The following is a 16,967-nucleotide window of genomic DNA, read 5'->3' on the forward strand; positions in this document are numbered from 1 at the left end:
GAGCAAGGGCCGCAGTGAACAGACTCGAAACGGATCGCCGGCCACCGTCCGGAGCGCCGTCATGACGACTTACGCGGCCGCCGGCAACGTCACACGCAATCCGGTCCTTGAGCACTACCACCGGCTGCCCGACATCGTGGCGGCATGCGGTCAGGAGCCGCACGGCACGCCACAGCCCGAGGAGTTCCGGCCCGGCTTCCACTTCCCCGAGCTGGATGAAGCGGTCCGCGAGTACTTCGCCGCCGCGATCGTCTCCTGGCGGCGGCTGGAGGACTTCCAGGGGCACCCGATGCGGCTGCTGGACCTGACCGCCAACCCCGCCACCCAGACCACCAAGACCCCCGCTTCCCTGCTCATCGTGGCGCGCGCGGTGGAACACCTGCGTCGTACCGGGATCCCCGTCCTGCTGGTCACACCCACCTCCGCGAACAAGGGAACCGCCCTGCGCGACGCCGTGCTGCGGGCGCTCGAACTGGGCTTGGCCGAACCTCACCAGCTGCGAGTCGTGACGATCAGCCCTGCCGCCTGCCGCGACAAGCTGCGCCGCAGCCGACTCGTCACCGACCCCGAACTGCGCGCACTCAACCCCGTTCTGTTGTACGAAGGCCAACAGGCCGAAGACGTCAAACCGCTCGCTCGGGAGTTCGTCCGCACACACGCGGCCGACTGGGCCCGGCACACCGGTGGCCGCATGTGGTTCTCACTGGAGCTGGCCAACTACATGGTGGCGGACGCCACCCGGGCATTCTTCGAAGAGGACGCCGACCCGATCTCCCCGGGCGAGATACGCACGCACGCCCACGCCGTCTCCAGCGCCTTCGGCCTGCTGGGGTATCACACCGGCAGGTCCCTGCTGGAAGCCGCTCCCGAGGCCGTGTCCATCCAGCGGCCGGAGTCGTATCTCGTCCAGCACCTGCACATCCCGGACATGGTGCTCAGCCAGCGCTTCGGCAGCTTCGATCGCCGCAACGCGCCGCGCTACGCCTGGGACTCCGCCGCGCGCCTGTACCACCAGGACGTCGACCCGAGCTTCCCCTACACGACGCAGAGCCCCAGCGAGATCATCGATCCCACGTTCTACACGCACCGGCCGCCCACCGCCCAGCGGATGAACGAGATCATCGGCAAGTTCGGCGGCGGCGGGATCGTCGTGTCACGGCATGAGTGCCTGCGGCACTACCCGGCCGTACGGACCGCACTGGCCCATGCCGGACTCAGCCTGCCCGAGGACCCGGACGAACTCGCCGAGTGGTCACTGCTGATGGCGATGACCGGCGTGCGGGAAGGAGTGGAACGCGGACTCATCGGTCCGCACCGCACGGTCGTCGTCCACGGCTCCGGAACCTACGCGCGCTCCGACTACGAACCCTTGCAGGACGGCGACGCGCACCTGGTGCAGAGTGTCGCGGATGTGGCCGCCGCCGTCGGAGCGAAGTGAATGGCTCGCGTCCTGATCCTCGGTACCGGTTCTCTGGCCACCGCGACCTGCTGTGCCCTCGCGGATCTGTGCCACGCAGGACTGCGCGTCACCGTGACGGGCCGTCGGCACCCGGCCGTCAGGGAGCTGGTCTACCTCGCCGGCGCCCGCGCCGCCGTCGCGGGTACGGGCGTCACCTTCACCGCCGCCCGGGCCGCGACGGGGGGCCACGCGCTGTGTGAGCTGATCAGGGCCGAGCGTCCGGAACTTGTGCTGGTCTGTGCCTCGACGCACTCTCCTTGGGAACACGAGCGCGCGCCCAGCGCCTGGACCGACCTGATCGCCCGAGCGGGTTTCGGACTCACCCTGCCGTTCCAGGCCGACCTCGCCGTCCGAGCCGCCACCGCGGTGGCAGCGGCAGGCCACAGCACCCAGCTGGTCAACGCCTGTTTCCCGGACGCGGTCAATCCCCTGCTCCACGCTCTCCGGCTGCCGGTACTGTGCGGTATCGGCAACGCCGGGCTGGTGGCCTCGTCCCTCACACACGCCCTGGGCGCCGTCGATCCCAAGCGGCTGCAGGTCCTCGCCCACCACGTCCACCTCGGCCGCCCCCGCTCGGCCGACGACGAGGCTCGCGCCTGGCTGGACGGCACGCCCGTACCCGACGTGACACAGCACCTGGCCGCACAGCGGGCCACCGGCCGCGAACGACTCAACCTGGTGACCGGCCGCAACACTGCCCGACTGGTCGCAGCACTGCTGTACGGCGCCGACTGGGACACCAGCGTGCCGGGGCCGTGGGGCCTCCCCGGCGGCTACCCGGCACGGATACGCGGCGGAACACTGCGCTTGGCACTGCCCCCCGGGCTCACCCGGGAAGCAGCGGTCGCATGGAACCGGCAGGTGGGCGCGGCGGACGGAGTGGACATCGCCAACGGGACGGTCCGCTTCACCGGACGCCTCAACGCCGCGCTGCACGAACTGCACGAGCACGGGGAAACCACCGGGCCGCGCTCACTCGACGCACCGCACACAGCCGACATCGCGGACCTGGCCGACGGATTCCCCATCGGTGAACTGGACGCCGCGCGCACGGCTTTGGAGACGCTCCGTGCCCGTCTGCGCACCAGACCCGCCGCCCACCGGGCGCCGGAGGAACAGGCGGACGCGGGAGCCCATGTGTGATCGGGCGCGCCGCACCGACCGCTCGTCCCGTGTCCGAAACCGGTCCCAGGAAGGCTAGTTCGAGTGGAATCGGAAACCCACCGATGGTTCGACGCACCCCCCTACCGTCACCAGGAACGCAGCCCGGCGGACGACATCGTCGAGGTGCTCCGCGACGAACTGCGCGACTGCGGAACCTGGGTGCACAAACAGCCCGTTCCCCTCGAACCGTTCGCCGTGTCCCCGTCCGCCTACGACGAGCTGTTCTCGGCAACCCGAGGCCTGCTCGGCCTGCTGCGCCAAGCGCTGCTGGAGGCCGCGCCCGACCGGCCGGGCAGGCTCGCGGCCCTGGGGGTCCGGCCCGCCGCCCACACCTTGCCCTTCTTCATCGACGACGACGCCTTCGAGCTGCGCCATTGCGATGCGATGGCCCGCCCCGACGTCGTCATCGGGCACGACGGCCCCCGCTTCCTGGAGTTCAACGTCAGCGGTGCGTTCGGAGGGCCCACGGAGGCCCACGGATTCGACCGGGCCTGGACCCGCCTGTTCAGCGCACCCGGACGGCCCCTGCCCTTCACGGTGGACGACCCGTTCGCGGCTCGCGCCGCACTGTTCGAGGAGGTGTGCGGCACGCTCGGCCTGCCACGAGCGGTCGCTCTGGTGGGCAACCGGGTGGACCGCCGGGGCGAGACAACCCGCTACTTCGACGGCGAGGCCGCCTATCTGCGAGAACGCGGCTTCGACGCGCAGGTGCTGGAGCCCGGCGACCTGCCGCACAAGGTCGGCCGACCCGGACGGCTGAGGTTCCCGCTGGCGCTGCGCTACTTCGCACCCGCCGACTGGGTCTCCCGCGGCGAACCACTCGATCCGGTGCACGCCATTCTTGACGCGGGCTGCGTGCTGTACCCCCCGGAGAGCAGCTACCTGGTCGCCAACAAGAAGGTGCTGGCGTGGCTCTCCGAGGGCCTCCCCTGGATGACCGCGGGCGACCGACGACTCGTGACCCGGTACGTTCCCTGGACCCGGGTCGCCCGTGAGGGCAAGGTCGAATGGCGGGGCGAGCGCGTGGACCTGCGCCAACTCCTCACCACGCGCCGCGAGTCCTTCGTGGTGAAGCCGGCCGTCGGCATGATGGGCCGGGGCGTCGTGATGGGCCGTACCTGCACCCGGCCGCAGTGGGAGGCGACGGTCGCCGGCGCCGTCGACGCCGGCGACTCGATCGTGCAGGAGTACGTCGAACCCGGCCGCTACGAGCTGGAGATGGCGGCCGGACCCGGCTGCACGCCCTACCGGTCCTCAGTTGCCCCGGTCCTGAGCCCCTGCCTCTTCGGCGGCAGGCCAGGCGGAGTGTACGCGCGCTACTACCCCGACGGCCGCACCGGCGTGGTGGGTGTGGCCCAGGGCGGCGCCATGGAGAACGTGCTGCTCGCCGCCGCCTGACCGGTGACCCCTTCGCCACGACTACCAGCGAACAGGAGGTGGCTCCAGCACATGTCGGAGAATGCCTGGGAGATCGAACGCCTCACCGGGAGCATCGGAGCAGAGCTGTCGGGGCTTGACATCTCGCACGTGGATGCGGCCGCCGCGGACCGGCTCAAGGCCCTCATCTCCACGCACGGGGTGATCTTCCTGCCCGGTCAGTCCACTGATCCGGCGGTCCTGGTCGAACTGGCCGCTCACCTCGGCCCGGTACTGCCCGCGCATCCCCTCAAACAGGGACTGCCAGGCCATCCCGAGGTGCTGGCCAACCAGACCGGGGGCGTCCGTCCCGAGGACCTACGCAGCCGCGACATCCACAACCGGCACGGAACCAACTGGCACGTGGACTGCACCTTCGTACGCGAGGTGCCGACCTACTCACTGCTGCAGGCCGCACGCGTTCCGCGGACGGGCGGTGACACCCTCTTCGCCGATCTGGCCGGTGCCTACGCCGCGTTGTCGGAACCCCTGCGCACGCTGGCAGAGGGCCTCAGTTGCGCACACGACGCGCGGCTGCTCTACGCCGACTGGCTCGCACCGGGCGCCGACCCGGACCGGCGTGCACGGCTGCTGGCGCTGCCCGTGGTCAGCCATCCGCTGGTCGCGGTCGACCAGCGCGCCGACGGCCGCCGTTCACTGGTCCTGAACCCCAATTGCGTGTCGACCGTCGAAGGACTGTCCGACCTGGAGTCCCGCACTCTCCTCGACCTGTTCCTTCACCACGCCCTGGTCCCGGAGCGCACGGTGCGCCGGCGTTGGGGAGTGGGGGACATCGCCGTCTGGGACAACGTCCGGCTGCTGCACAACTACGTACTGGACCACGGCGATGCCGACCGCATGATCTACCGCGCACTCGCCGGCTCCGCCCCGCTCACCGGCGTCACCTGCAAGAGCGGCGAGATCGCCGCCGCCTCCGCGCGCCGTCCGATCGATGGAGGTGCCCACCAGGATGAAATCCGCACGGACGTATGAGGAGAGGGACCCCATCGAGGACCCCGTCGAGGACTCCATGGAGGACCGCATCGAGGACCCCGTCCTTGAACGCTTCCACCTGCTGGTGAACGCTCCAGCCCTGTTCAACGCCCTGGTCACCGCGCTGGAACTCGATCTGTTCACCACTGTGTCCGGCGGACTGTCGTCCTTCGACGAACTCCGCGGGGCCACTGGACTGCCACCGCACTCACTCCGCGTCCTGTTGCATGCGGTCTGCACCACCGGCCTCCTCGAACGGCGCGACGGGCACTACAGGAATTCCCGGGTCGCCGAGGACATGCTCACCGGCGACACCCCGGACAGCTGGCGGCACATCCTGGTCGGCTGGCGGGAGGTGTACTACCCCGCCTTCGCGCATCTGACGGAAGCGCTGAGGGCCGGTACGAACACCGCGCTGGCCGCGCATCCGGGCAGTGAACCCACTCTCTACCAACGTCTGGCACACGACCCGGGGCTGGAGGCCGTCTTCCACCGCGCCATGAGCGCCTTCACCCTGCGCAGCGTCGACGCCCTCGTGGAGAGCGAACAGTTCGCCGCGACGCGTCGGCTGCTCGACGTGGGGGGCGGCGACGGCACCACCAGCACGCGGCTGACCGCCCGGTACCCGAAACTGACCTCGACCATCTTCGACATGCCGAGTGTTTCGCGCATTGCCGAGCAAGCCACCGCCCCGTCCTTCGGGGAGCGGGTGACGGTACATCCCGGTGACCTGTTCGCCGATCCCTTTCCCACCGGCGCCGACACGGTGCTGTTCAGCCACGTACTGGAAATCTTCTCCGGTGAACAGATCACGACCCTGCTGGCCAAGGCCATGGACGTGCTGCCGCCCGGTGGACAGGTCTTGATCTATGGGTACAACGCATCGGACGACGAGACCGGCGGCTGGTACGCGGCGCGTCTGTCGCTCTATCTGAATGCCCTGGCCAGCGGCCAGGGCATGGCCTATCCGGCCGGCAACTACGAGGAGTGGCTCCGGCAGGCGGGCTACCAACAGGTTCGGACACTCACCGGCTACCCCTACGAGCACGGTCTTCACATCGGGGTGAAGGGGCAGCGGTAGGTGGCCGGTCCGCGGGCCGGCCACCGGCTCCGGGCAGGGTCGGTCACGCCGGCTTCTGCGCCGACGGCGGGGCGGTCGAGTCGCCGGTCGAGTCGCTGGTCGAGTCGCCCGTGGCGGGCGGCGCCGTCGGGTCGACCCCGGCCAGGAATCCCTCGGCCTGTGCCTCGGTGGTGACGGCGCCGACGGCCCCGGCCCAGCGGGCGATCTCGCGGGCCAGCGCGGTGGCCCCGGCCTCGTCGCCCGCGTCCCGGGCCAGGACCGCCAGGAGCAGCTGCTGCGAGAGGGTGCCGGGGACGGTTCCGGCCCGGGCACCGAGCTCGGTCGCCCGGCTCCAGCGCTCTCGTGCCCGTCCGTTCTCGCCCCGGTCGTGGTCGTGATCGCCGAGGTGCCGCAGCGCCTCCCGGGCGAGCAGGTCGTCACCCGAGCCGGCGGCACGCAGCGCCGCTTCGTAGTGGCCGGGTGCGAGGTCCCGCTCGGCCAGGAGATTGTCGGCGATCAGACCCAGGTACATCTCGGCCCAGCCCCGGCGTACCTCGTCCGGGGCCCGGTCGCGCAGCCCCTCCGCCCGGCCGCGCAGGGCGGCGAGGGCGGCCGGGTCCTTGCCGTCGGGTCCGGCGCGGAACGTACCGTCGACGCGTATCTGCCCGAGGTAGCCGTGGCGCAGCCGGAGGAGGCCGAGGTCCCAGCCGCTGTCGAGCGGTGACTCCTCGACGAGCTTGTGCGCGGTGTCGAGCCGAGCCCCGGCCAGGGCGGTCCCGGCGAACCAGTCGCTCTCCAGGGCCACTTCGGCGGCGGCCAGGGCGATGCGCGCGCGGGCTCCGGGATCGGTCGCCTCGGCCGAGTCGAGCAGGGCCGCCGCGCGTTCCCAACGGCCGCCGATCCTCAACTCCCTTGCCGCTGCGATGAGTTCGTTGAGCGATACGGCCGTACGGAGGGTGCCTGCGGTGTTTGCCATGGCGAGAAAAGTAGTAATCAGAAAAACTATCCACAAGAAAACTATTTCGGAGACGCACATGGACGCGCATCAGGACGCGCACAGAGACGCGCACAGAGACGCGCACGGGGACGCGCACGGGGACGCGCACGGGGACGCGCACAGGAACTCGAAGAAGCAATCCTCGGCGGCGGCGGACTCCGTAGACCGGCACGTCGCGGTCTGGGCGAAGGAACTCGACTGGGTGGACCCGGTCAAGGAGGAGATCTTCGTCCGGCTCGCGATCCTGGCCCGGCACGCCGCCCAGGCCCGCCGGGAGACCCTCGACTCCGACGGGCTGCAGCACTGGCAGTTCAAGGTGCTGCTGATGCTGCGCAGGCTCGGCCCGCCCTATGCGGCCAGCCCCTCGCGGCTCGCCGAGATGCTCGGCCTGACCCGCGGTGCCCTGTCGGCACGGCTCGGTCCGCTGGAGGGTGAGGGGCTGATCACCCGCACGCACGACACCGCCGACCGCCGGCGCGTGGAGGTGCGGATCACCGACGCCGGATACGCCGCGTTCGAACGGCACGCGGTGTCGGAGGACAGGGGCGAGAACGCGCTGCTCGCAGTACTGACCGCAGGAGAGAAGCGGACACTCGCAGACCTGCTGCGGAAACTGGTCGGGGCAGCCGAGTCCGGTGGGGGTGCGAGCGACCCATCGCCGCCTTGGCCGAGAAGGTCCAGGTCAGACGGGAGGTGATCTGGACCTTCGGCCAGTTCCTTCCTACTCGTCCCATGCCTGCAGCAGAGTGTGCTCGACGATCTTCCCGTCGCGCAGCGCGATCATCGAGCTGGCGAGTACCCGCACGCCGTCCGGGTACTGGCAGGACTCGGTGAACGCGACATGGTCGCCCTGCACGACGCACTCCTCCAGCTTGTGGGTCATGTCCCGGCTGTAGACGTCGTCGAGCATCTCGGCGATCTCACGACGGCCGTGTTTGATCATCGGGTGACTGGGTTGGGTGTTGCGGTCGACGATGGTCAGTTCCGCGTCGTCCGCGTAGAGCGACAGCATGTCTGCCGCACTGTGTCCTTCTATGCCCCGGCGTAGCGCTTCGGTGTCGAAGGCGGGGCCTGCCATGGTGCCCATGCTGACCTCCTCGGAAGGCCGCGGTCCGCTAAGGAGCGGGCCGCGAGGGCCTCTCTTCCGAGCCTCCTCCGTCGCAGGGGTCACGGCAAGCCCAGTCGGCCCGATGCGCTTCTCGGGTGAGCGGCGGGGGAGGGCCGTGACCGGGGGCGGTCCGGGGCCGTTGCTGAAGGCATGATCTCAACACGACGTATGGTCGCCGCCGTCGGTCTCGCCGTCGGTGTCACGGGCCTTGCCGCGCCGATGGCGTCCGCCGCCGCGGTCCCGGACGCGGGGAAGCTGAACCCGCTCACCCAGCTCGACGCGCTCGCCGTGAGCGACATCCCCGCGGAGCACCAGGACGAAGTCCCACGGATCTCCAGCCAGTTGTCCGGGCTCAACCGCCTCAACGACCTCAACCAGTTGCACCAGGTCACCGACCTGGTCGCCCCTGTCACCGGGCTGCTTCCGGCGGTCCAGGGCTAGTCGGCAAGGTCCGTCCACTCCTGCCCCCGGCACTCGGTGCCGGGGGCAGGCCCTTGTCCGATGGGTGAAGGGACCTTCGTGTGGAGAACGCGCGGCGGTGCGCGGTCCTCGGCCCGCTGTCGCTGCGCGGTCCTCAGCCCGCTGTCGCGAGGAACTGTGTCGCGGCCAGTTCCGCGTAGAGCGGGTCCCCGGCCACCAGTTCCCGGTGCGTGCCCACGGCGCGCACGCGGCCCGCGTCCATCACGACGATGCGGTCGGCCATGGTGACGGTGGACAGCCGGTGCGCGACCACGAGGACCGTGGTCGTCCGGGCGACATCCGTGACCGTGTCGCGCAGCGCGGCCTCGTTCACGGCGTCGAGCTGCGAGGTCGCCTCGTCGAGGAGCAGCAGACGCGGGCGGCGCAGCAGGGCGCGGGCGATCGCGATCCGCTGGCGCTCGCCGCCGGACAGCTTGGTGCCACGGTGTCCGACGAGGGTGTCCAGGCCGCGCGGCAGCCGGGCGACCAGCCCGTCGAGCCGCGTGGTCCGCAGCACGCGCGTGACGTCGGCGTCGCCGGCCTCCGGGTTGCCCAGCAGCAGGTTGTCGCGCAGGGAGCCGGACAGCACCGGCGCGTCCTGCTCCACATAGCCGATGGCGGAGCGGAGCCGGGACAGATCCCAGTCCTCCAGCGGCCGGCCGTCGACCGTGATGAGGCCCGCCTCGGGGTCGTAGAACCGCTCGATCAGCGAGAACACGGTGGTCTTGCCCGCGCCTGAGGGCCCGACGAACGCGGTCATCCCGCGGGCCGGCACGTCGAAGGTCACCCCGTGGTGGACGTACGGCAGGTCCTCGGAGTACCGGAAGCGGACGTCCTCGAAGGCGAGCGCGGCCGGTGCGGAGCCGGGTGTCGGCAGCGGCGCGGGCAGGGAGGCCGGTTCGGCGGGCAGACTCAGCGCCTCCTGGATGCGGGCGAGCGCGGCGGAGCCGGTCTGGTACTGCGTGATCGCGCCGACGACCTGCTGGATCGGCGACATCAGATAGAAGACGTAGAGGAGGAAGGCGACCAGGGTGCCGACGCCGATGGCGCCGGTCGCGACCCGTGCGCCGCCCACCGCGAGCACCGTGATGAAGGCGATCTGCATCGCCAGACCGGCCGTGTTGCCCGCGGCCGCCGACCATTTGGCGGCCCGTACGCTCTGTCGCCAGGACTCCTCGGCCGCCGCGTGGATGGTCTCCTCCTCGCGGTGCTCGGCGCCGGAGGCCTTGACCGTGCGCAGCGCGCCGAGGATCCGTTCCAGCGAGGCGCCCATCACGCCGACGGCGTCCTGCGCCTGCTTGCTGGCCCGGTTGATGCGCGGCACGATCACACCGAGCACCGTCCCCGCGCACAGGATCACCCCCAGGGTGACGCCGAGCAGCACCACGTCGACCAGGCCCATCATCACCACCGTCGCCACCAGGGTGAGCCCGCCGGTGCCGAGGCCCACCAGCGAATCGGTGGTGACCTCGCGCAGCAGCGTCGTGTCGGAGGTGATGCGGGCCATCAGATCACCCGGCTCGCTGCGGTCGACGGCCGGTATGCGCAACCGCAGCAGATACGACGACAGGGCGCGCCGCGCGCCGAGGACCACCGACTCTGCGGTGCGCCGCAGCACGTACGAACCCAGCGCCGCCACCGCCGCGTTGGTGACCACCAGCGCCGCCATGCCGACAAGCGCCCGTCCGATCGGCCGGTCGTGCGAGAGGTTGTCGATGAGCCCCCGCGCCACCAGCGGCAGCACCAGACCGGTGGCGCCGGTCGTCAACGCCAGCAGCGCGCCCGCCACCAGAGACCACCGATGCGGTCGTACGTACCCGAGAAGCAGCCGCCAGGTGGGCGGGCCGGCGGACGGTTCTGCGATGCTCACTGTGCTCCTAGCGGGAGTTCGGCGCGGACCCTTCAGGCTACGTCGGCGCGGGCATCGTGCGGGTGCGGAGTCCCTCCGGCCGCACAGGGTGGACCGGACGCCGTTCGCACACCGTCCGACCGGTGATTGCCTGCGAGGCAACGAGTGAGGGTTCGGTAACTCTCCTTTGTTCCGGATGAATTGATCCGGCAACCCGTGCTGGCTGAAGTGGTCCTCACAAGCAGCGGCGAGGTGTCACCACCTCTACGCCTCGCAGGGAGGATTTCATGCCTGAACCCAGGAGCACAGGGTGAGCCCCCGGCTGGCGGGGGCTCATTATCCGGTGGCCGTCGTCGGCGGGGGCCAGGCGGGACTGTCGGTCAGCCACTGCCTGCGCGAGCGCGGCATCGAGCACGTCGTCGTCGAGGCGCATCGCGTCGGCCACGAGTGGCGCGAGCGCCGCTGGGACTCGTTCTGCCTGGTCACTCCCAACTGGCAGTGCAGGCTGCCCGGTCACCCCTACCAGGGGCCCGACCCGGACGGATTCATGGTCCGCGACGAGATCGTGCGCTACCTGGAGGAGTACGTCGCCCTCTTCGCGCCGCCGCTCGTCGAGGGCGTCTGCGTCACCGGACTGCACCGCACTCCCCGAGGGCTCTTCGAACTCACCACCACTCAGGGCGAGTTCACCGCCGAACAGGTGGTCGTCGCCACCGGCCCCTACCACACCCCCTCGATCCCACGGATGGCCGAACGGCTGCCCGGCGCCGTCGAGCAGCTGCACTCCTCCCGTTACCGCAACCCCGACCGGCTCCCCGACGGAGCGGTCCTGGTGGTGGGCACCGGACAGTCCGGCTGCCAGATCGCCGAGGATCTGCACCTCGCCGGCCGCCGGGTCCATCTGGCCGTCGGCAGCGCACCCCGGGTGGCCCGCTTCTACCGTGGCCGTGACTGCGTGGCCTGGCTGGACGAGATGGGCCACTACGCCAGGAGCATCGACAGCTTCGACGACACGTCCGCCGTCCGGATGCGGGTGAACCACTACGTGACCGGACGGGACGGCGGCCGCGACATCGACCTGCGTGCCTTCGCCCGTGACGGCATGCGCCTGTACGGGCGGCTGACCGGAGTCGACGGCGGTGTCCTGGAGTTCGCCGACGATCTGCTGGTCAACCTCGACCGGGCCGACTCCGTCGCCGAGGGCATCAAGGACGCCATCGACGCGCACATCACGGCGTACGGCATCCAGGCCCCGGACGAGGCCCGCTACCGTCCCGTCTGGGAACCCACGCAGCAGCCGGACACGCTCGACCTCGCCCGGGCCGGCATCACCTCCGTCATCTGGTCCACCGGTTTCACCCGTGACCACCGGTGGATCGGGATACCCGCCTTCGACGGCCGCGGCTACCCCATGCACCGACGCGGCGCCACCAGCACCCCCGGCCTGTACTTCCTCGGCCTGCCCTGGCAGCACTCGTGGGGCTCGGGCCGCTTCGAAGCGGTCGGCAGGGACGCCGAGTTCCTCGCGAACCACATCGACGCCTCACGCCGCCTCGCCGACGTCTGCGGCGCCCTCACCGGCGCCCCCACCGAACTCGCCGCCGCTCTCCCCGTCGGCTGAAAGCATCGCCATGGTCTTCGACGCACACCGTCACATCGGTGTCCTGCCCGCCCACCCCTTCTACGGCGGTCCGCCCGTCCACCCGGACGTCGGCGCCCGCGCCACCGTCAAGCAACTCGTCGCGGACCTGGACGCCGAGGGCACCGAACGCGCCCTCGTCATCCCCAACTACGGCGTCCCCGACCCCGCCGTCGCCTTCTCCTTCAACGAACTGGCCGTCGAGGCGGCCCAGACCGACGACCGCATCCGGGCCGGACTGTGGGTCTCCCCGCGTCCCGAGGACGAGCACCGCACCGCGCACGCCCTCGCCCTGGCCCGCGAGGACGGCGTACGCGCCCTGAAACTCAGCTTCCTGCTGGGCGGCCGCGCCTCCGACCCCGCCTGCCGCCCCGTACTCGACCGGATCTTCCACGAGGCCGCACGCCTGAACCTCGTGGTGCACGTCCACACCTCGCCCGGCGCCGCCTCCGACATCGACGAGGTCGGCCATCTCGTCGACCGGTACGCCGACCGGGTCGCCCTCCACCTCGTGCACTTCGGGGGCGGCATGAGCGGCCACATCAAGCTCGTCGGCTCCCGGTTCTTCGACTGGATCGAGGCCGGGAAACGCGTCTACACCGACCTCTCCTGGGCCATCGGCTTCGCCCCGTACTGGCTGGCCCGGGAGATCGAGTGCCGCGGCATCGGCCACGACCGCGTGCTCTTCGCCAGCGACCAGCCGTGGGGCGACTACGTGGGCGAGTACGCCCGGATGACCGCCGCGACCGGCGGCGGCGAACTCGGCGAGCGGGTCTTCAGGGACACCTTCGCCGCCCTCTACGACTGACCCTGCCACGCTCCCGGCACACGAACCGACCCCTCCCGCTCCCTCACACACAAGGAGACAGCCATGTCCGAGACCGTCACCGAACTGAGCGACGTCGAACAGAAGTCCCTCAGCGAGATCCCGCACCCCTCCCTCCCCGAGGGCTCCAGCATCTACGGCTCCACCAAGGTCTTCCCCGACTACCAGGCCGAGGACGGCGAGACCTACTTCACCCTCGTGCACGGCATCGCCCACGAGTCCTCGGTCTCCTTCGTCGCCGTCCTGCAGGCCACCCGCGCCCTGCGCAAGGGCTTCGAGACCGCCATCTACTTCTACGGCCCCGGCTCCCTCAACTGCCTGGCCACCCGCGGCTTCCCGACCACCGGGAACTCCGCCTTCCCCGGCGAGCACAACATCAACAACCAGCTCAAGACGTTCATCGCCGAGGGCGGCAAGGTGTTCTGCTGCCGGTTCGGCCTGTCCCTGCACGGCGCCCGCGAGGAGGACCTGATCGAGGGCGTGATCCCCACCCACCCGCTCGACGTCCAGGACGCGCTGATCCACTACGCGCGCAAGGGCGCCGTCATCAACTCCACCTACCAGCTCTGAGAGGCACACCGTGAGCGTTGACACCAGGTCGACAGCGGTGGATGTGCGGATCACCACCCGCGCCGAACTCGCCCTGCACGGAGTGCGGACCGAGGCTCCCGTACGGCGGCCCGACGGCGCGGGACCGAGCGACGACGGACATTTCGTCCTGGGCACCGGCCTGGTCGACGGTGTCAACGCCGCGCTGCCCCGCAACCCCGCGAGCCCCTACTCCGTACGCGACGGCCGGGTGTGGCTCGGCGACGAGAACGGGACCTCGATGGACACCGGACTGACACTGACCGCCGTACGCCGGCCGGAGTTCTACGATCTGACGACCGCGGACGGCGTCCCGTACGAGCGGATCGCCCGGCTGCACGGCGCCGACGTCCTCGCCACCACCGTCGTCCAGACCTGCGTCAGATACGCGGAGTCCGACCGCTGCCGCTTCTGCACCATCGAGGAGTCCCTGCGCTCCGGTGCGACGGTCGCCGCCAAGACGCCCGCGCAGCTCGCCGAAGTCGCCGAGGCCGCCGTCCGGTTGGACGGGGTCGTGCAGATGGTGATGACGACCGGAACGACGACCGGCCAGGACCGCGGCGCCCGCACCCTCGTACGGTCCGTGCGCGCCGTTCTCGAAGCCGTGCCCGGGCTGCCCGTCCAGGTGCAGTGCGAACCACCCGGCGACCTGAGGTGGATCCAGGAGCTGTACGACGCCGGGGCCACCGCGATCGGCATCCACGTGGAGTCCCTCGACGACGCGGTACGCAGGCGCTGGATGCCCGGCAAGTCCACGGTCCCGCTGGCGGAGTACGAGGCCGCGTGGGACGAGGCGGTCAGGGTGTTCGGACGCAACCGCGTCTCCACCTACCTCCTCGTCGGGCTCGGCGAGGACCCCGACGAACTCGTCGCGGGCGCCGGGGAGTTGATCGACCGGGGTGTCTACCCCTTCGTCGTCCCCTTCCGGCCGATGAGCGGCACGCTCGCCGCCCGCGACGGGGTGCGCGCACCGGACGCCGAACTGCTGCGCCATGTCACCGAGGGCGTCGCCGCGAAGCTGCGCGCGGCGGGCATGAACGGCGCCGACCAGGGCGCCGGATGCGCGGCCTGCGGCGCGTGCAGTGTGCTCAGGACGGCGGGTGGGTGAGCCGTGTACCTCGACGGATCCACGACCGTGCCGGCGCCGGAGCGGGCGCAGGACATCCTCGCCCTGCTCGGCGACCGCAGCACCCTCGCCCGACAGCCCCCCTTTCTCATCGAAGAAGCCTCGGGGAGAAAGGAGTTCGGCGCCTACCGGCGGCTGCGCCGGGACATCTTCGTCCATGAGCAGGGGCTCTTCACCGGCCATGACCTCGACGACCGCGACGAGGATCCGCGCACCCTCGTCCTGGTGGCCAGGGACCGGGACGGCACGGTCGTCGGCGGGGTCCGGCTGGGCCCCGTGGACGACGGCCCGGACCTCGGCTGGTGGGCGGGCGGCCGTCTGGTCGTCGCGCCCGGCGCCCGCGGCCCGGCCGGGATCGGCGCGGCCCTGGTGCGGGCGGCCTGCGCACGGGCGGAGGCCGAGGGCGTCCTGCGCTTCGACGCGACCGTTCAGGCCCGCAACAGACCGCTGTTCGGGCGACTCGGCTGGCAGACCGTCCGGGAGGTCGTGGTCGCCGCCGCCCCGCACGTTCTCATGCGGTGGCCGATCGGCCGGATCGCCGCCCGGGCGACGGCCACCAAGGCGGCACTCGGCCCCCTGCTCGGTCCGCTGGCCCCGGGACCACATGGCTATGTGGGCGACGACGGCGCGCCCGTCCCCGGCACCGATGTGATCGCCGCCTGCGACGCGATCGTGCCGTCCATGGTCGAGCGCGATCCGGAGTGGGCGGGCTGGTGCTCGGTCCTCGTCAACGTCAACGACCTCGCGGCGATGGGCGCCGCACCCGTCGGGCTGCTGGACGCGGTGGGTGCCAGGGACGCCTCGCACGCCGGGCGGATCCTCGCGGGGCTGGGGCGCGCGGCACGGGCGTACGGCGTACCGGTCCTCGGCGGACACACTCAACTCGGCGTCCCCGCCGCCCTGTCCGTGACCGCGCTCGGCCGCTCGGACCATCCCGTGCCGGGCGGTGGCGGGCGGCCCGGGCACGCCGTCCGGCTCACCGCCGACCTCGGCGGCGGCTGGCGCACGGGCCACCGGGGCGGCCAATGGGACTCCTCCACCCATCGGCGCCCGGACGAACTGCGCACGATGACCACGGCGGTGGCCCTCGCCCGGCCCGCCGCCGCGAAGGACGTGTCGATGGCCGGGATCGCCGGGACGCTCGGCATGCTCGCGGAGGCGAGCGGCTGCGGGGCCGTGCTCGACATGGCGGCCGTGCCCCGGCCGGACGCGGCGGCCATGGGGGACTGGCTCACCTGTTTCCCGGGCTTCGCGATGCTCACCACGGACGAGCGGGACGCGCCACCGCTGCCGGCGGGCCCCGCGGTCGGCGCGCGCTGCGGGGAACTGACCACGGGACAGGGAGTCGGGCTGCGCTGGCCCGACGGAGAGATCACCGAAGCGATCAGCGGCTCGGTGACCGGAATGGGGACCGCATGAGCAGCACGAGCACGCTTCGGATGGCGGCCGTCGCCGCCGAGTTCGGCCGCGACCTCGAAGAGGACTTCGCCGTCGTGGAGCGGCTGATCAAGGAGGCCCGGGACGCGGGCGTACGTCTGCTCGCCCTGCCGGAGGCCTGCCTCGGCGGCTATCTGCTCAGCCTCGACGACGACAGCGAACTGGACGAGGGCCCGCCCGCGCTCGCCCTCGACGGACCGGAGATACGCCGACTGGCCTCCCTGGCCGGTGAGTTGACAGTCGTCGCGGGCTACTGCGAGGCCGCGGGCGACATCCGCTACAACAGTGTGGTGTGCGTGCACGGCGACGGTGTGCTCGGCAACCACCGCAAGGTCCACCAGCCGCTCGGCGAGGACGCGAGCTACTCCTCCGGCGACCGCTTCCACGCCTTCGACACACCCGTCGGCCGGATCGGCATGATGATCTGCTACGACAAGGCGTTCCCGGAGTCCGCGCGGGCACTCGCGCTGGACGGCGCCGAGATCGGCGTCTGCGTCTCGGCCTGGCCGGGCTCCCGTACGAACGCCGCGGCCGAGCTCGTCGACGACCGCTGGAAACGCCGCTTCGACCTCTTCGACCGGGCCCGCGCCCTGGAGAACCAGATCGTGTGGATCTCCGCCAACCAGGCGGGTACCTTCGGGTCGCTACGCTTCGTCGGCAGCGCCAAAGTGGTGGACCCCGGCGGTGAGATCCTCGCCGACACCGGTGTCGCGGCCGGCCTGGCGATCGCCGAACTCGACGTCGCCCAGGCCCTGGAGACCGCCCGCCGCTCCATGGGGCACCTGCGCGACCGGCGCCCGGAAACCTACACGTACGCAGGAGCAGCCGGCACATGAGCACGGGAGC

General features: G+C 71.2%; 16 protein-coding genes. 13 read left to right on the forward strand and 3 right to left on the reverse strand.

Going from position 1 to position 16,967, the window contains the following annotated elements; all coding sequences use genetic code 11:
• The first annotated feature begins 61 nt into the window (after positions 1-61).
• The 5 genes from RV986_RS48795 to RV986_RS48815 all read left to right on the forward strand — a co-directional run bounded on the left by RV986_RS48795 (position 62) and on the right by RV986_RS48815 (position 6,113).
• The gene (locus RV986_RS48795) at positions 62-1,438 is read left to right on the forward strand and encodes a DUF6002 family protein (protein WP_475923532.1); all 1,377 of its coding nucleotides are present in this window, start codon (positions 62-64) and stop codon (positions 1,436-1,438) included.
• Positions 1,439-2,602 (forward strand): hypothetical protein, encoded by a 1,164-nt coding sequence (locus RV986_RS48800; RefSeq protein WP_475923533.1) that lies wholly within the window; start codon positions 1,439-1,441, stop codon positions 2,600-2,602.
• A gap of 63 nt (positions 2,603-2,665) precedes the next feature.
• Positions 2,666-4,021, forward strand: coding sequence for an ATP-grasp domain-containing protein (locus RV986_RS48805; RefSeq protein WP_475923534.1), 1,356 nt, complete (start codon positions 2,666-2,668; stop codon positions 4,019-4,021).
• 51 nt (positions 4,022-4,072) lie between these two features.
• A complete protein-coding gene (locus RV986_RS48810; RefSeq protein WP_475923535.1) occupies positions 4,073-5,032 on the forward strand; it encodes a TauD/TfdA dioxygenase family protein in 960 nt (319 codons plus the stop codon).
• The gene (locus RV986_RS48815; protein ID WP_475923536.1) at positions 5,010-6,113 is read left to right on the forward strand and encodes a methyltransferase; all 1,104 of its coding nucleotides are present in this window, start codon (positions 5,010-5,012) and stop codon (positions 6,111-6,113) included. The genes RV986_RS48810 and RV986_RS48815 overlap by 23 nt, the downstream gene beginning before the upstream one ends.
• A gap of 43 nt (positions 6,114-6,156) precedes the next feature.
• On the opposite strand, the gene RV986_RS48820 is transcribed toward RV986_RS48815, so the two are convergent.
• On the reverse strand, positions 6,157-7,068 hold the full coding sequence (locus RV986_RS48820) for a hypothetical protein (RefSeq protein ID WP_475923537.1): 912 nt from the start codon (positions 7,066-7,068) through the stop codon (positions 6,157-6,159).
• 58 nt (positions 7,069-7,126) lie between these two features.
• Between RV986_RS48820 and RV986_RS48825 the strand changes: the two genes are divergently transcribed.
• Complete coding sequence (locus RV986_RS48825) at positions 7,127-7,786, forward strand: MarR family winged helix-turn-helix transcriptional regulator (protein ID WP_475923538.1); 660 nt, start codon at positions 7,127-7,129, stop codon at positions 7,784-7,786.
• A gap of 24 nt (positions 7,787-7,810) precedes the next feature.
• Here RV986_RS48825 and RV986_RS48830 read toward each other — a convergent pair whose 3' ends face one another.
• Positions 7,811-8,176: a nuclear transport factor 2 family protein gene (locus tag RV986_RS48830; protein ID WP_475923539.1), complete on the reverse strand. Its 366-nt coding sequence runs from the start codon at positions 8,174-8,176 to the stop codon at positions 7,811-7,813.
• Between the two features lie 171 nt (positions 8,177-8,347).
• Between RV986_RS48830 and RV986_RS48835 the strand changes: the two genes are divergently transcribed.
• On the forward strand, positions 8,348-8,638 hold the full coding sequence (locus tag RV986_RS48835) for a hypothetical protein (protein WP_475923540.1): 291 nt from the start codon (positions 8,348-8,350) through the stop codon (positions 8,636-8,638).
• 133 nt (positions 8,639-8,771) lie between these two features.
• On the opposite strand, the gene RV986_RS48840 is transcribed toward RV986_RS48835, so the two are convergent.
• Positions 8,772-10,526, reverse strand: a complete 1,755-nt coding sequence (locus RV986_RS48840) for an ABC transporter ATP-binding protein (RefSeq protein ID WP_475923541.1) — start codon at positions 10,524-10,526, stop codon at positions 8,772-8,774.
• A gap of 289 nt (positions 10,527-10,815) precedes the next feature.
• Between RV986_RS48840 and RV986_RS48845 the strand changes: the two genes are divergently transcribed.
• The 6 genes from RV986_RS48845 to RV986_RS48870 all read left to right on the forward strand — a co-directional run bounded on the left by RV986_RS48845 (position 10,816) and on the right by RV986_RS48870 (position 16,957).
• Positions 10,816-12,126 carry an MSMEG_0569 family flavin-dependent oxidoreductase gene (locus tag RV986_RS48845; RefSeq protein WP_475923542.1) on the forward strand — a complete coding sequence of 437 codons (1,311 nt, stop codon included), beginning with the start codon at positions 10,816-10,818 and terminating at the stop codon, positions 12,124-12,126.
• Positions 12,127-12,136: 10 nt separating this feature from the next.
• Complete coding sequence (locus RV986_RS48850) at positions 12,137-12,952, forward strand: amidohydrolase family protein (protein ID WP_475923543.1); 816 nt, start codon at positions 12,137-12,139, stop codon at positions 12,950-12,952.
• A 63-nt stretch (positions 12,953-13,015) separates the two neighbouring features.
• Positions 13,016-13,540 (forward strand): MSMEG_0572/Sll0783 family nitrogen starvation response protein, encoded by a 525-nt coding sequence (locus tag RV986_RS48855; protein WP_475923544.1) that lies wholly within the window; start codon positions 13,016-13,018, stop codon positions 13,538-13,540.
• 10 nt (positions 13,541-13,550) lie between these two features.
• Positions 13,551-14,666 (forward strand): MSMEG_0568 family radical SAM protein, encoded by a 1,116-nt coding sequence (locus RV986_RS48860; RefSeq protein WP_475923545.1) that lies wholly within the window; start codon positions 13,551-13,553, stop codon positions 14,664-14,666.
• A gap of 3 nt (positions 14,667-14,669) precedes the next feature.
• Complete coding sequence (locus RV986_RS48865; protein WP_475923546.1) at positions 14,670-16,103, forward strand: MSMEG_0567/sll0787 family protein; 1,434 nt, start codon at positions 14,670-14,672, stop codon at positions 16,101-16,103.
• The gene (locus tag RV986_RS48870; protein ID WP_475923547.1) at positions 16,100-16,957 is read left to right on the forward strand and encodes a carbon-nitrogen hydrolase family protein; all 858 of its coding nucleotides are present in this window, start codon (positions 16,100-16,102) and stop codon (positions 16,955-16,957) included. Before RV986_RS48865 ends, RV986_RS48870 begins: the two co-directional genes overlap by 4 nt.
• Positions 16,958-16,967: the final 10 nt, after the last annotated feature.

The organism is Streptomyces sp. RLA012 (assembly GCF_056270325.1).